12 protein-coding genes, 1 tRNA gene and 1 pseudogene are annotated in these 15259 nt (G+C 52.7%); 9 read left to right on the forward strand and 5 right to left on the reverse strand.

What is annotated here, in order from left to right; all coding sequences use genetic code 11:
• Nucleotides 1-258: 258 nt before the first annotated feature.
• Together LKE65_RS09830 and LKE65_RS09835 are read left to right on the forward strand one after the other, a co-directional pair.
• On the forward strand, nucleotides 259-1098 hold the full coding sequence (locus LKE65_RS09830; protein ID WP_278741215.1) for a transglutaminase family protein: 840 nt from the start codon (nucleotides 259-261) through the stop codon (nucleotides 1096-1098).
• 55 nt (nucleotides 1099-1153) lie between these two features.
• Entirely contained in the window at nucleotides 1154-2239 is a 1086-nt protein-coding gene (locus tag LKE65_RS09835; protein WP_278741216.1) for a zinc-binding metallopeptidase family protein, read from the forward strand.
• Here LKE65_RS09835 and LKE65_RS09840 read toward each other — a convergent pair.
• Nucleotides 2231-3922, reverse strand: a complete 1692-nt coding sequence (locus tag LKE65_RS09840) for an ABC transporter substrate-binding protein (RefSeq protein WP_278741217.1) — start codon at nucleotides 3920-3922, stop codon at nucleotides 2231-2233. The two genes, LKE65_RS09835 and LKE65_RS09840, sit on opposite strands and share 9 nt — an antisense overlap.
• Nucleotides 3923-4207: 285 nt before the next feature.
• Between LKE65_RS09840 and LKE65_RS09845 the strand changes: the two genes are divergently transcribed.
• The 5 genes from LKE65_RS09845 (at nucleotide 4208) to LKE65_RS09865 (ending at nucleotide 10619) form a co-directional block, all read left to right on the forward strand.
• The gene (locus LKE65_RS09845; protein ID WP_095349895.1) at nucleotides 4208-4417 is read left to right on the forward strand and encodes a hypothetical protein; all 210 of its coding nucleotides are present in this window, start codon (nucleotides 4208-4210) and stop codon (nucleotides 4415-4417) included.
• Nucleotides 4418-4657: 240 nt separating this feature from the next.
• Nucleotides 4658-6136: an IMP dehydrogenase gene (gene guaB / locus LKE65_RS09850; RefSeq protein ID WP_086646776.1), complete on the forward strand. Its 1479-nt coding sequence runs from the start codon at nucleotides 4658-4660 to the stop codon at nucleotides 6134-6136.
• Nucleotides 6137-6145: 9 nt separating this feature from the next.
• Nucleotides 6146-7444 (forward strand): RsmB/NOP family class I SAM-dependent RNA methyltransferase, encoded by a 1299-nt coding sequence (locus tag LKE65_RS09855; protein WP_278741219.1) that lies wholly within the window; start codon nucleotides 6146-6148, stop codon nucleotides 7442-7444.
• Nucleotides 7445-7575: 131 nt separating this feature from the next.
• On the forward strand, nucleotides 7576-9393 hold the full coding sequence (locus LKE65_RS09860) for a cation:proton antiporter (protein ID WP_278741220.1): 1818 nt from the start codon (nucleotides 7576-7578) through the stop codon (nucleotides 9391-9393).
• Nucleotides 9394-9515: 122 nt separating this feature from the next.
• A complete protein-coding gene (locus LKE65_RS09865) occupies nucleotides 9516-10619 on the forward strand; it encodes an asparaginase (RefSeq protein WP_278741221.1) in 1104 nt (367 codons plus the stop codon).
• 701 nt (nucleotides 10620-11320) lie between these two features.
• Here LKE65_RS09865 and LKE65_RS09870 read toward each other — a convergent pair.
• Both LKE65_RS09870 and LKE65_RS09875 read right to left on the reverse strand, forming a co-directional pair.
• Nucleotides 11321-11539 carry a transposase gene (locus LKE65_RS09870; RefSeq protein ID WP_408744099.1) on the reverse strand — a complete coding sequence of 73 codons (219 nt, stop codon included), beginning with the start codon at nucleotides 11537-11539 and terminating at the stop codon, nucleotides 11321-11323.
• 103 nt (nucleotides 11540-11642) lie between these two features.
• Nucleotides 11643-12146 (reverse strand): annotated as a pseudogene (locus tag LKE65_RS09875) (L,D-transpeptidase family protein); the annotation flags it as partial.
• A gap of 145 nt (nucleotides 12147-12291) precedes the next feature.
• Here LKE65_RS09875 and LKE65_RS09880 point away from each other — a divergent pair.
• Nucleotides 12292-12999: a response regulator transcription factor gene (locus LKE65_RS09880; RefSeq protein ID WP_086646772.1), complete on the forward strand. Its 708-nt coding sequence runs from the start codon at nucleotides 12292-12294 to the stop codon at nucleotides 12997-12999.
• Nucleotides 13000-13080: 81 nt separating this feature from the next.
• On the opposite strand, the gene LKE65_RS09885 is transcribed toward LKE65_RS09880, so the two are convergent.
• Nucleotides 13081-13815 carry a YoaK family protein gene (locus LKE65_RS09885; RefSeq protein WP_278741222.1) on the reverse strand — a complete coding sequence of 245 codons (735 nt, stop codon included), beginning with the start codon at nucleotides 13813-13815 and terminating at the stop codon, nucleotides 13081-13083.
• Between the two features lie 122 nt (nucleotides 13816-13937).
• On the opposite strand from LKE65_RS09885, the gene LKE65_RS09890 reads away from it, so the two are divergent.
• Nucleotides 13938-14012 (forward strand) — tRNA-Val (locus LKE65_RS09890).
• Nucleotides 14013-14242: 230 nt separating this feature from the next.
• Here LKE65_RS09890 and LKE65_RS09895 read toward each other — a convergent pair.
• A complete protein-coding gene (locus LKE65_RS09895) occupies nucleotides 14243-15088 on the reverse strand; it encodes an energy transducer TonB (protein WP_278741840.1) in 846 nt (281 codons plus the stop codon).
• Between the last annotated feature and the right edge of the window lie 171 nt (nucleotides 15089-15259).

The following is a 15259-nucleotide window of genomic DNA, read 5'->3' on the forward strand; positions in this document are numbered from 1 at the left end:
CTCCCTTCTGGCATTCGGGACTGAAGAAAAGCTGGTCCTGCCTGCCAAAACGTTTCGAATACGCATTAACGGAGCAGGATTTCCGGCGTTTGCCAAGCACAAAATACGTGCTCACATTTTGTTTGCACAAACCCGCATGGGTCCCTTGCATGCCTTGCACGGAATGATATGATTTTGCGCTGAATTATTGTTCTGATACCAAACAGATATCCGCAGCCCACGGCATTGGGCTGCAACACGAGCAGGGCCGTATTTCTGATGAGTTCACAGGTAACGCTTTTGCACCGGACCTGCTACCGTTACGACCGCCCCGTAGCCTTGGGAACCCAGACAATACGACTACGCCCCATGGAAGCCTGCCGCACGCCCATTGAGGCATATGGCCTGCATATTCAGCCAGAAGGTTTTAACCTGAAATGGGAGCGTGATTCGTGCGGGAATGATGTGGCCTGTGTTGGTTTTCCCGACCGCTTGACACATTTTGATATTGAGGTGTCTCTGGTTGCAGACATGACCACTTATGACCCGCTCCTGCAAACCTTAGCCCCCGATGATCATACCGACCTGCCGCAGGAGGAGCATGCAATTCCACCTGAATGTGGGGAAGAGGTAAGGGATTTTCTCTCCCGCTACCCGGTTGGCGTAGGGGGGGATGTGCTGGGGCATATGATGGCCATAAACCGTGGTATTGCCCGCACAGTCGGCTACCAGCACAGGCTGGAACCCGGTGTATGGTCCCCGGAGGAAACTCTACACCGCCGTGCTGGTTCCTGCCGCGACAGTGCATGGCTTTTTGTCAATATAGCCCGGCATCTGGGGCATGCTGCGCGGTTTGTCTCGGGCTATCTTATTCAAAGTGTGAACACGGCAGACGGAGAGGAAGTGCTGACCGGGGAGTTGCATGCATGGGCACAGATTTTTATTCCCCAGCGTGGGTGGCTGGGGTTTGATACCACTTCTGGCCTGCTGGCTGGGCAAGGGCATATCCCCCTTGCAGTTGCTGCTAGCCCTGAAAATGCCGCTCCTGTTTCCGGCCTGCTGGACAGGTGCGAGGCAACCTTTAATGTCTGCATGAAGGTCGAACGTCTGTTTAACTGATAAGCAGACATTAAAAATCATATTTTGAGCCACTGGGTGTAAAGAAAGGTGCAGGATGAAGCGTTTTACATGCCAGTCCTGTGGGCAGCCGGTTTTTTTTGAAAACACCCGTTGCAACCAGTGCCATGCTCCCTTGGGTTATATGCCCGAAGCAGCCAACCTTGCCGCCTTGGCGGCTGAAGCAGGTGGGCTTTACCACCCGATAGGGCAGAACGAAGAGCCCCGCGCTTTTTGTGCCAACCATGCGTATGATGTGTGTAACTGGCTGGCTCCAGCGTTGCAGCCAAAAGGCACGTTCTGCTTTGCCTGCCAGTTTAACCGGGTTATTCCCAACCTGAATATTCCGGGCAATACGGAACGCTGGCGCAAGCTGGAGTTTGCCAAACATCGCTTGGTTTATACAATTCTCCGGCTTAGGCTTCCTGTTAAAAACCGGCAGCCAGACCCGCAGGAAGGGCTGGTGTTCGATTTTCTGGACGATCCACCCCAAGGCTGGCCACCAATCATGACAGGCCATAATAATGGCGTCATTACCATAGCAACCAAAGAGGCCGATGATGCCTACAGGGAGCATATGCGTGTGGAAATGGGAGAGTATTACCGAACTCTTCTAGGGCATTTCCGGCATGAAATTGGCCATTACTACTGGAATGTTCTTATCCGTGACGGTGGCCGTCTGGAGCAGTGCAGGGCCATGTTTGGGGATGACCGGGCAGATTACCAAAGCGCATTGCAAAAACATTACGCCAGTGCAGCACCGGACAACTGGCGGGAACACTATGTCAGCCACTATGCCATGTCCCATCCTTGGGAGGATTTTGCCGAAACATGGGCGCATTATTTTCATATAGTGTCCACGCTGGAAACGGCCTTGTCTTATGACATGACCATAGGCCCAACGGTTGATGGCAAGCCTGTTCTTACGCACAGGAACGACCCTTACCTGCACATGCCGTTTGATGACATCATAGAGGCCTGGCTGCCGTTGACATATGCCGTCAACAGCTTGAACAGGTCTATGGGACTGGCCGATTTTTACCCTTTTGTGCTCACGGCGGGTGTGCGTGCAAAGCTACGTTTTATTCATGATGTTGTGCGTGAGGTACAGCAGACGGCAGACCAGCCATTCGGTTTATTGTAGCTGAATCTGTGAAAAAAGAATTTCGTCATTCAAAGTAATAATGACATTTTTGGCGCGGCGGGAAAGCAGAAGCACCCTCTGGGTTTGTGAGAGGGGCACAAAAGGGGCCTGCGCCATAATTTCCCGGTCAACTTCGGACCATGCGTGGTTGCTCGCCTCCCGGTCGGTTAAAGCCAGCATCGCGGCCTCCTGCATTTTCCGGTCAATCTTGGCGTCGCAAAACCCTGAATAATTGGGGGAGTTGTCAGAGTTGGGGTGGAAGGTTTCGCAGGAAAACAGGGTTTGCAAAAAGCTGGAAGCCGAAGGGTAATCGGCATTCCAGCCGGCTAGAGCAATCTGAAAATGGTTTTGTGTATTCTGGATGTAAGTAAACGCTATGGCAGGGCTTATGGTGCGAACCGTTGCCTTGAAGCCGAGCATATCCAGCGTATTCCGAATATCGTCCGCCGTGGCGCTGCCATGCTGTTCGGATGGAACAATAATGGTCACTTTCTGCCCCGCCATGCCGCTTTCCTTCACGAGCTGGCGGGCGACATCCATATCCGGTTTAACCCAGTTTTGTGCGGGGTGTGCCGGGGAGGCTCCTTGGGTATAAAAACAGAACGGCTCATACCCCGGCGTGCCATCCGGCAAAATCTGGCATAGGGGGGACGCCACGGCCGGGCCGCCCCGGTAAATAATCATGGCGTGCCGGTTCACTGCGTAATTCAGAGCCTGCCGAACTTTGAGTGATGTAAATGGTGGTTCATGCACGTTGAGCATGGCAAAGTATGACAGAAGCGGGGCGTAAAGATGCACCTGACTGGCGTAACGGCTCCCGACTTCTCCTAACCTGTCCAGCGGAACATTTTCGTACATCCAGTCCGCCTGCTCATTTTCCACGGCGGTAACGGCCGCTTCTCCGTCCAGACCAAAGGAAACCAGAACCGCATCCGGGTAGGCTGCGGGTTGTGCCTGATGTGACCATTCGTGAAAAAAAGGATTACGCTCCAAACGTAACTGAGTAGTCGGGTCATACTCCGCAATACGGTAGGGGCCTGTTCCGGGTATGGGGGTGTTGCCCATGTCATGCACTGGGGTGTCTGCTGGCAGAATGGCGGCGTGCATCCATGCCAGCCGGTCCAGGAACTCCGGGTCTGGTGTCTCTAAATGGAAGACTATCTGCCGCGTGTGGGCGTCTGTTTCCACACCACCGACCAATGTGCATGTGGTGGGGTTTTGCAAGCAGGCACGAGCACCAACAATGGCCCCGTAATATGGCCCAGCCGTTGGGCTCCCCACCTTGAAAAGACGACGAAAAGACGCTGCCACATCGTCCACCGTAACGGGTTTGCCGTTGGAAAAATATAGCCCGTCCCGCAGGGTCAGGCGGTAGGTGCGTCCATCATCCTCGGGGGTTGGTACAGCCTCCACCAGATTAGCAATGACCGGATGCGCACCGGGACCGGAAAGCTTGGGGTAGGTCAACAGTGTGTCATACACTGGTGTTTCAAGCACTTTGGTCAGGGCAATGTAAGATATTTGCGGGTCGAGTGTGCCTGCATCACTTTGTGCGAGAATACGCAGCGTGCCGCCCTTATGTGCATCTGGCTGCCCATTTGTGGCCCATACGGGGGGTGTGGCGCAGGCCAGCAGGCCAAAAGCCATCAGGTGGGAGAGCAAAAAAGGCATCCGTTGGGTCATGCCCAAAGTATGGCGTGCTTTGCTGTCCTGTTCAAATTGGAAATGGGCGGGGCATTGCTAATCCCTCATTGCCCTACGCTGCCCCGGGCGGCTTGAAACTGAGCAAGTGACCGCGTGAGAGACAAGGCCTTTCAGGGGCAATCTCGTTATGTTTTTTCTCATTTGCGTGCAGGGTGTTCAGTGCTGCAAATCAGAGTGCATGTTTTTTTGACCTTTCACAAAACAGTCATGCCTCAACTGATTTTTTTGCGTGTAGTGTCAGATTACAGCAGAGGGGAGGCGAACATGCATATTCATCAGGTTGTGCAGGCAACGCAGGCAAAAACCTCGGATCGTTGGCGTGAGGCTGTTCGTGAACGCTGGCGCGTTACGTTGCTGAGCGCATGGGAGCGGGATGCTCTGGTGGAAGACGGCACGGCAAGAGCCTGCTCTCCTCAGCTGGTGTTTTTGCGCCAGAAGCCCCGCATGCTCCGTAATAGCGCAGCCTGTAAGTAATTTTTCCGCTCCTGTTCGTATATCAGGCCACATCCAGCAGGTTCGCGCTTGCTGGATGTGGCCTGTGCATATCGCGTTTAAAAGATGCTTTTTTAAAAAACATGGTGAATAATGGCCTTGAGCGCTTGCGTTTACCCGGCCAAAGTCATAAGAGGAAGCGCCAAAGGTCGGGTGACCTGCGGCAGTGATTTGCTACAGGGTAAACCCGCCACGTTGTAATTCAGCAAGGGTGCCCGCTGCATGACTTCCTCTCCATACAGCCGTGTTACTGAAGCTCTGGCGTTTGACGATGTTCTTGTCGTCCCGGCTGCTTCCGATGTCGTGCCAGGTCAGACCATGGTGCGTACGCATCTGACGCGCTCTATCGAGCTTAACATTCCTCTTATTTCTTCCGCCATGGACACGGTAACGGAAGAGCGTATGGCCATTGCCATGGCGCAGCAGGGTGGCCTTGGCGTTATTCACAAAAACCTCAAGCCCGAAGAGCAGGCCGAGCATGTGCGCCGGGTCAAGCGGTTTGAATCCGGCATGGTGGTCAACCCGGTTACGGTTGGTCCGGACCAGACACTGGCAGAAGTGCGCGAGATCATGCACCGGCATGGCATTAGCGGCCTGCCTGTTGTGCAGCCCGGCACCCAGAAGCTGGTTGGCATTCTGACCAACCGCGATGCCCGCTTTGCGGTTGACCCCAACCAGCGTGTTTCCGAACTCATGACCAAGGATCGTCTGGTTACGGTCAAGAATGGTGTTGACCCGGATACGGCCCGCCAGCTTTTGCACAAGCACCGGATTGAAAAGCTGCTGGTTGTGGATGATGCCGACCGTTGCGTCGGGATTATTACCGTCAAGGATATGGACAAAGCGGTAGCCCACCCTCTGGCAATCAAGGATAGCATGGGGCGCCTGCGCTGTGCCGCAGCAACCGGTGTGGGAGAAGACGGCTTTAGCCGCGCCAAACTGCTGATTGATGCCGGCGTGGATGTTCTGGTGGTCGATACCGCCCACGGCCACTCCGCCGGTGTGCTGGCCGCGGTCGAGCGCCTGAAAGCGCTGGATGACGATATTCAGGTTATTGCCGGCAACGTTGCAACGCCGGAAGCCGCGCGCGCACTGGTTACGGCTGGGGCAGATTGCGTTAAAATTGGCATTGGACCGGGTTCCATCTGCACCACGCGCATTGTAGCTGGTGTGGGTGTGCCGCAGTTTTCTGCTATTTTGGAGACGTCTCTGGCCTGTAAGGAAATGGACGTTCCCTGCATTGCCGATGGTGGTATCCGCACATCGGGCGACATCGTAAAGGCCATTGGTGCCGGGGCCGACGTGGTTATGATCGGCTCGCTGCTGGCTGGCACGGAAGAAGCACCGGGCGAGGTTTTCCTGTATCAGGGACGTTCCTACAAATCCTACCGTGGCATGGGCAGCCTTGGCGCCATGGCGCGCGGCTCGGCAGACCGCTACTTCCAGCAGGAAGTCAAAGACACGCTCAAGCTTGTCCCGGAAGGGATTGAAGGCCGCGTACCCTATAAAGGCAGCATGTCTGCCGTTATTCACCAGCTGGTTGGCGGGTTGAAGGCTGGCATGGGCTACACCGGCTCGCGCGAAATCAGTGATCTGCAGGTCCGTGCCAAGTTCCGCCGCATTACCGGTGCCGGTCTGCGTGAAAGCCATGTGCATGACGTGTCCATCACGCGTGAAGCCCCCAACTATCGTCAGGACTGATCTGCCTTTATGACACCTACAGCCAGACTTGCCGCCAGCATTGACCTGCTTGCGGCTATGGAGGCGGCACCACGCAAACCAGCGGATGCCGTTGCCAACAGCTTTTTCAGGGAAAGACGCTATATTGGCGGCGGTGACCGGCGTGCCATTTCCGGCCTGGTGTGGGACATCATGCGCAACTGGCGCAAGCTGGGTTGGTGGCTTGAGCAAAACGGGGGCACTGCCAGCCCCCGCATGCTGGCTGGTGCCCAGTTGGTGTTTGATCGCACCCCTATGGAAAAGCTGGCATCCATTTACGGCGGAGGCCGCTTTGCCGCGGGCGCACTAAACGAGTCTGAACAGGCGGTGCTGAACGCCCTGATCGGCAAGGAGCTTGAGTGCGCGGATATGCCAAGGGCTGTACGGCTTGAAGTGCCCGACTGGCTACTCCCCAAGCTGGAAGAAACCTTTGGGGCGGACCTTGAGGCAGAAATCAAGGCCATGGCAGAACCTGCCTCTCTGGACCTGCGCATTAACATGCTGCGCACAACCCGCACGGAAGCCATGCACGCGCTTGCGCGCGAAGGGCTGCATGCGGAAGAAACAAAGCTGTCTCCCTGGGGGCTGCGGCTGGAAGGCCGCCAGCCTGTAACCGCCAGCAAGCCGTTCCGTGATGGTCTGGTAGAAATTCAGGATGAAGGCAGCCAGCTTGTTGCCGCCATGGCGGGTGTTGATCCCGGCATGCGTGTTCTGGATTATTGCGCGGGTGCCGGTGGCAAAACATTGGCCCTTGCCATGATGATGGAAAACAAGGGGCATATTGTTGCATGTGATGTTTCTGTCGTGCGGCTGGAAGGTGCTGTTAAAAGACTGCGCCGCGCAGGGGTGCATAACGTGGAGCGCCACCTGCTGACCGAAGGGGATAAGTGGGCCAAAAGGCGTGCTGCCTCGTTTGATCGGGTTCTGGTCGATGCACCTTGCAGCGGCACGGGAACATGGCGCCGTAACCCGGATGCACGCTTCCGTACCACGCAGGTCGATCTGGAGGAACTGCTAGTCAAGCAGGCCGCTATTATGGACCGGGCAGCAGCACTGGTTAAACCCGGTGGTCGCATGATTTATGCAACCTGCTCTCTCCTCAAGGCCGAAAATGCCGGACAGGTCGAGCAGTTTGTCGCCCGTAATCCGGAGTTCCGTCTTGTTGCATCTGGCTCTCCCGCACTCCCGGAGCGCTTGCGTGAAATGACCATGATCAGCCTGACCCCGGCACGGGACGAAACAGACGGATTTTTTGCCGCAGTTCTGGAACGGCAGTTACAGAACGACTGATTGTTTTTTACACAAAACTATTATCTGGCTGCTTTTGCGGTCTATCTTGTGAGTTTGATGTATAACTTTCATGCCTTTATGCTTTAAGCACAAAAGAGCATGGATCACATCTGACCCCGAGATAGACCCGCATGACCGATAGTGTAATTATTTTCGTCTTTTTTGTGTTGGGCGGCAGTATGCTCGCGCAATGGACGGCATGGCGCTTCCGGCTGCCCGCTATTGTATTGCTGTTCTCACTCGGCTTGCTTTACGGGCCTGTCCTGCAGGTTATGCACCCGTCAGAAATGATTGGCTCGGCTTTTCATCCCCTTGTGTCACTTGCCGTGGCCCTGATTGTTTTTGAAGGTGGTCTGGCACTTGATTTCCGGCAGCTCAAAGAGGCCGGGGAAGGGGTTCTGCGACTGACGCTGGTGGCTTTACCCATTAACTTTCTGCTGGGCAGTCTGGCTGCGCATTATATTGGTGGCATGGGGTGGGGCCCCGCATTCCTGTTTGGTTCGATTGTCGTGGTAACGGGGCCCACCGTGGTGCTGCCTTTGCTGCGGCATGCCAAGCTTAAACCCCGGATAGCCGCATTTTTACGCTGGGAGGCCATTCTAAACGACCCGGTGGGAGCCATTCTGGCAACATTGGTGCTCGAAGTGCTGCTCATGCGCCCCGATGAAGGATCGGGCACAGTGTTCATGGCCATTGTCCCACATATGCTTGCCAGTGCTGCCTTAATGATCGGGTTAGGCATTGGAGCAGCATGGTGCGTAAAATGGATTTGTGTGCGGGATATGCTGCCCGACATCATGAAGATGCCGTTGTTCATTACCTTAGCGCTCATGCTCTATGTGGTCGGGACGTTAAGCATGGATGGGGCAGGGCTCATGGCCTCTACCGTGTTTGGTATGGGGCTGGCCAACCTGCGTATTCCGGGAATGAGCGAACTCCAGCGCATGAAGGAAGCGCTGGTTGTTCTTATTGTTTCCGTACTGTTCGTACTTTTAGCCGCAGACCTGCAACGCCACGAACTGACCAGCCTTTCATGGTCTATTGGTGGGTTAACACTGGCTGTTCTGTTTCTGGTCCGCCCGCTGGGAATCTGGCTGGCAACCATCGGCACCAGCCTGAGCTGGGCTGAGCGGTTTTTTGTTGGCTGGATTGCCCCGCGCGGCATTGTTGCTGCCGCCGTGGCCGGTATTGCCGGTGTTCGGTTGCAGGATGCCGGCTACCCCGGTGCGGGGCTGGTTATGCCTGCAGTATTCGCCATTATTGCCTCTACCATGATCCTGCATGGCTTTTCGCTTATCCCGCTCGGGCGCAAACTGCGCCTGACTCTCTCCAACCAGCCTGCGCTGGCCATTGTGGGGGCCAGTGAGTGGTCCACACAACTGGCACAGGTTGTGCATGCAGTCGGCACCCCTGTGCTTTTGGTGGACAGTTCGGCAAGAGATCTCGCTCTCGCCCAAAAAGCAGGCGTCCCCGTGTTATGCGCCGAGGTTCTCTCGGAGGAAGGGGCTGAAAGTCTGGAGGAACGTCCGGCAGACTACCTGATTACAGCCACACCCGATGCAATTTATAACGGGCTGGTCTGCGCGCATCTGGCCCCCCATTTTGGCCACCAGCGCGTGTATCAGGTCAGCCCCGGCATTGCCCGTCTGGACCAATACCGGGGCCTCAGCCGCGAGGCGAGGGGGAAGGTCCTTGGGCAACCGGGATGGAACTTTACCTTGCTGGAAACTCTGGTTGCACAGGGTTGGCGCTTTGTGGCCAAAAACATTACGGAAGAGAACAAAGAACGGCTTTTAAAGGAAAATAGCGATTTCCTGATTTTTCTGATGATCCAGAAAGGTGCTGCCATCACCGTTGTCTCTCTGGAAGATGATGCCTCTCCACCCTTCTGGGTAGGGCTGGTGGCTATTGGCCTTATGCCTCCCCCTAAGCAGGAGGAGGCTGCCTAAACTTATAACAGACGAGGCTGGGAAAAGAGTAATCTTCTACCAGCCAGCCTATTCATTTTTAATGGGTGAGGCAGGGGCGCTTGAGTAGCCTGTTATCACTCTTTACTGGAAAGACTGATTTTATGGTTTCTGTGCGTGTCCTGTCTCTTCTCGGTACAATTCTGAGCGCAGTGAATATCCAATCCGCTTTTGCTCATACAGCAGGGGTAGAAGCTTCCACAGCTACAGTGCATAAGCAGGACGCCTTGCCGCGTGTGTTGGTTTTGGCAACCGGGGGCACAATATCTGGAAAAATAAATACACGCTCTGCCATTGGTTATGATGCAGGTGCAGTGACTGGCGAGCAATTGATTGCAGGCGTGCCGGGCGTGGAAAAACTCGCCCAATTACAGGTTGAGCAGATTTCCAACATTGCCTCCCAGAATATGAATAGCCAGGTATGGTTCAAACTTGCAGAGCGGATCCGGAAGGCATTTGCAAACAATGAAGCAGATGCCATTGTGATTACACATGGAACCGATACAATGGAGGAAACGGCGTTCTTTCTGGATAATGTTATCGGAGATTCCCGCCCCGTAATTTTAACTGGCGCCATGCGGCCCAGCACGGCCATCAGTGCGGATGGTCCTGCCAACATGTATGAAGCCGTGAAGGTCGCGGCAGATCCGCAGGCCCGCGGGCGTGGTGTTCTGGTTGTTTTAAATGATGTAATCCAGTCTGCGCGTGGTGTGAGCAAAATGCACACCACAGAGTTACAAACATTCCATTCTCCCAATCTTGGTCCGGCTGGTTATGTTGACCCGGCATCTGTGCGTTTTATTACCGCCGCCCAACCACGCCAGCCTCTTGCTCTTCCGGCAGATCACACCCTCGCGCAGGTACAAATTGTGTATGCCCACGCGGATATGGATGCACAGCAGATTGATGATGCTATGAAGGATGGTGCGCGTGGTATCGTCATTGCCGGGATGGGAGACGGAAATGTTTCTGATACCGCTTTGGCAGGCATTGAGCGGGCAAGAAAAGCCGGCGTCATTGTCGTGCGTTCCACGCGCGTCGGTAGTGGCATGACGAACCGGAATGTGGAAGTTGATGATGACCGATATGGTCTGATCGCCTCTATGGACCTCAATCCACAAAAAGCACGAATCCTCCTTCAGCTTTTACTCGCTAACGGAAAAACAAAACCAGAAGATATTCAGTTAGCTTTTCAGGCAGGTTTGTAAGTCGATAAACCGAATCTGTTGAGTTAGGGCCGGTCGTTAGTTAGTGCGCGGTGAGAAACGTCAGTCCTTTGATGGACTTCCACTGATCTCCGCCCCGTCCAGCGTTGTCGTGCCCGCAGCGTTGGCGAGGGCGTCTGGGCTATCCACGACCAGCATATTCCATGCAGACGCTGCGATCCTTCCGGCGTTGTCTGGTGGCTGTCGCGGTCGACTTCTCAAGATCAAACCCAATATTGGACTTCACTGAGATCAGGTCGGTGTTACTTCCTTCCCCACACTTTTCTTGAATAAAGTCGGAAAAATTTAGAACTTATTTTAAAATATCTTTTTTTGCGAGAGATAATGCGAAGACGAATATGTCATATCTCACTTTGTTTTTTTTACACTCCTCCTCACAGTCTGGGAATACTATGCTGATTTGATCTACTCCATCGTCCGCAGACAAAAGACATATATATAATCCGTCAATATATATCTCACAAACTAGATTGCTATATTCAGAATCACTAAATATTTTTGTTTCTATTATTGACCCACAAAAATTAACCTTCATATTTTAGAAAACCTCTAAATATATCTTCAGCATCGAAGCGTGCTCGTCGACCGTGTTATCTGCTATCACATCTTTTCCTCCCAATCTGTTTCCGTTGTTAATCGTTTTATGTGTATCGTTGAGTATGTAATCTAGGACGTGTCGTCAGTTAATGTCCGGTGATAGCGAAGACGAGTTGCACTGCTGCGAGAAATATTGATTTCAGCTTGTCGTATCGTATCACAATGCCTCTGAACCACTTCAGACTGGCGAAGAACCGTTCAATTTCGTTTCTCTTTTTGTAGAATAAGAAGCTGATTTTCCGTGGATAGCATCGGTTTCTCCTTGATGGAATAGCCGGTGGGATCTGCCCGTCTTCTCGAAAAATGGAGAGGAAACATCACGGATCAAATGACATTACAGGCCTTATGGTACCGTGCACCAACTGACAACGCGTCCCAGGAAGCGCAGCCGGGAGTACCCTCCACGGCATGAATGACAATTGCCGTGGCCCCGGATTGTAAAACAGTGCGCAGGTCCTGCTCTGTCAGGGCAACGCATCCTTCCGTTGGTGTGCGGTCGGGGCGTTGCAGGTGCATGAAGATGGCAGAGCCTTTTCCGGGTAGGGCAGGGGTATCATTGTAGCCTATAACAATCACAAGGTTGTATAGGTCATCCTCTCTCCACAAATCTTCATGCCGGGCCGCGTTGGGCAGTGTGATGTGCTGGTTATACACCTCGGACGTGGGGTCATCACACCATCCATCGTCAGGTTTTAGCGCTTCCGTGGGTAAAACAGAGTGGGGGCGGGTAGTTCGGTCGGCACGATAATACACTTTTCTGAGAGTGAACTGGCCCACCGGAGTGGCCATATCTCCTTCATGCTTATGAAGAGTAACGCCGTTTTTGCCGATCACCGCATCCATTATTATGTGCCCGCAATGCAGTTTTGCGTAGCTGCGGCTGTCAGGCATGGGCCACACGTGTATTATCATTCCAATATCTTGCCTCTGTTCATGGCCTGCCATGCGGTTCACGTATCATGTCGCTGCTTACGTTGCGTGAAGATTCGTGGCACGATAGCAAAAGAATAGGTCAGGCAGCCACTTATAGAAGGCTGACACAAGGAGATGGAACCACATGACGGGTGCACGCCCCATTTTGGTTGTTGACGACGATCAGGTTATCCGCCGCGCTTTGACGGAACAGCTACAGGTTGATGGTGAGTTTCTGGTTCAGGAAGCCGCCACGCTGGCAGAAGCACGCGAGAAAATGAAAGGCCCGGATGCCCGGTGTGATGCCATCTTGCTTGATGTCTCATTACCGGACGGCGATGGCAGAGATTTCTGTGCGGAGCTGCGCAAGGAAGGGCTGCGCATGCCGGTGATCATGCTGACCGGTTCGGATGATGAAGCCGACATCGTGCGTGGTCTGGATGCTGGTGCCAACGATTACGTTGCGAAACCCTTCCGGATTGCCGAGCTTCTGGCCCGACTGCGCGCGCAATTACGCCTATTTGAAAATAGCGAAGATGCCGTTTTCTCGATCGGCCCGTACACTTTCCGTCCGTCTGCCAAGCTGCTGCTGGAACCGGTTAAAAACCGCCGTATCCGGCTGACGGAAAAAGAAACTGCCATTCTGAAGTTCCTTTACCGTGCAGGCACACGCCCGGTTCCACGGCAGGTGTTGCTGAACGAGGTATGGGGTTACAACGCGGCGGTCACTACCCACACGCTGGAAACCCATATTTATCGCCTGCGGCAGAAAATCGAACCCGATCCGGCCCATGCATCCCTCCTGGTAACCGAAGGCGGTGGCTACCGCCTGAACCCGGAAGTGCTGGCTTAAAACTCCAGCCTTTGCCCATCTGGTCAGCTGTATATACGAGAGAAGCCAACCAGATGGGCAGAGCAAGGCTCTGCCAGTGGGTTATGTCTGTCTTTTTGCAAAGCTGGTGAGCGAGTTCGCGACCATACCGGGCAAAGCGCACGATGCCAGCAAAGCCGCAGTTACAAACAAAAAATATGTGGGCCAGACGTGATAAACAAAGGCTCCGACAACGCCTCCGCCAATAAAGCAGCAGATAATCTGCGTATGCAGCCGTAACCTTTGGGTAATGGTATAGCGGTGTTCTGGCCCGATCTTGTGCCGCCAGGCATCCAGCCAGTCGGCAATTTCCATTCCCAGATCCGTCAGCATGCCGGTAATGTGCGTTGTCCGCACAACTGAGCCCGAAATGCGGGTAACGGTTGCGTTCTGCAAACCCATGAGAAAACAGAGCGTTAACGCAGGAATAAAGCTGTGCGGGCCAAACAGCATAAAAGCGCTGGCCAGCCCCAGTAAGGCGAGCATGACGGCTTCCAGCAGAATACTAAAGGCATAAGTCGCATGCCAGTGTCGCCTGCGCCCACGGTTGACCAAAAATGTGCACACGATGGCCCCCAGAACAAAGCTCCCGCTCAGTTCCATGGCACGAAAGCCATCAAGGAGCTTTCCATCCTGCAAATTCAGAGCCATTGCAGAGGCGTTGCCCGTCATGTTGGCGCAGTAATATCCAAAATCCATAAAACCAGCGACATTTATGGCTCCGGCGATCATAGCCAGAGAACTGCCCAACCGCCGGTTGGTGACAAAATTCCGTTTTTCCTGCTCCTGAAAGAGCATGGTTTCTCCTTATTCATTCCCGCAGTGAAGACCGGTTGCAAAATATTTGATTTTTTTGATTTTAATGGCAAATCACCTCTTGCCAAACCCTTCGTGATAGATGTATCTAGCCCTCACAAACCGGGTGCGTAGCTCAGCGGTAGAGCATCGCCTTCACACGGCGGGGGTCACAGGTTCAATCCCTGTCGCACCCACCACGGTTTGCCCTAGTTTTCTGCGGGTTACAGAAAACAATCCACAAAATAATAAGTGCGCTATCGGTTTATATCGGACCATAGCAGTCCGCGCCACTTGGTTCGATCGACTTCGAGCATTTTATTTTCTTTCCATTCTTTGCAGATGGGGGAGGGGATGAGCAAAGCATTCCCTCTGCCAACAACACGCCTCTCTCTACAAAACAAGTTGGACCATAATAATTCTAATAATATTAATTGTGTACCAATATATACTTTATTGTTTCCGTAATTTTCTTCGTCTTTTTACTATGAGATAGATTTGGTACAGTTTTTCCCACAAACATACCCATCGCTGCATTGTCGAGAAGAATGCTACCGGATGATTTGGAAAAACGTACGGATTGAATTTTTCCCTGAGGACCAATCCAAATTTTCATTGTTGTATAGCCTTCAATGCCACTTCTGGCTGCTTCCATAGGATAATATATCTGCTCTGACATCCATAAGTCCAAAGGGGTTTGGGGTTGAGGTTTACTAATTGTTGGTGTCGTTTTTTTGTGGTGATGCGCTGGCAATTGCGGGTACTTGAGCTTATAAAAATAATTCGAAGCTATAGCCAAATATTCATAATAAATATTCTGAACTTTTCCATCTGTATTAACGTGTTTTATTTTTTCCAGATTATAAATAATAAGAAATTTTTTCCCCTTAACTTTTGTATGAACTGGACAGCGCGCATCTTTTTCGTCCACTCCGTCTGGTTCTTTGTGGGGCTGATTTACAATAGGGTGGTGGTGTGTTCGCTTATTAAACGCAGGACTATTCGTAACAAATATTTGCATCTGCTGGCGTATAAACTCTGATTCATGCCGGGAGTGTTGGATGGACTGACATAATGTACCTGCTTCCAGAACTGCAGATAAATGCTCCGGACGCATAGGATCGGGATTCCAATAGGGAGAACAGGATGTTTCCGAAAAAATAAAACAAAATAATGCCGTTTTTATAAACGTTTTATTTCTAAAGTTGTATTTCATATCATAAAATTCTTTGCGTTTATTATTAATTTTGAAAATAAAATTATTATATTTTTTCATTAACACACAATCTATATTCCTATTGATTTTAACCTTTCACATTATGAATATCTTTACTCACTCCTTGTGCCAGAAAATAATCCCCTGCGGCATGGGATGACGATATGTGAAATATGCATTCAATGCTCATATCCCACAACGCTGCGTCAGCGGGATGAGCCTTTATCAGTT

The organism is Acetobacter fabarum, assembly GCF_022483405.1.
GTDB classification, from domain to species: domain Bacteria; phylum Pseudomonadota; class Alphaproteobacteria; order Acetobacterales; family Acetobacteraceae; genus Acetobacter; species Acetobacter fabarum.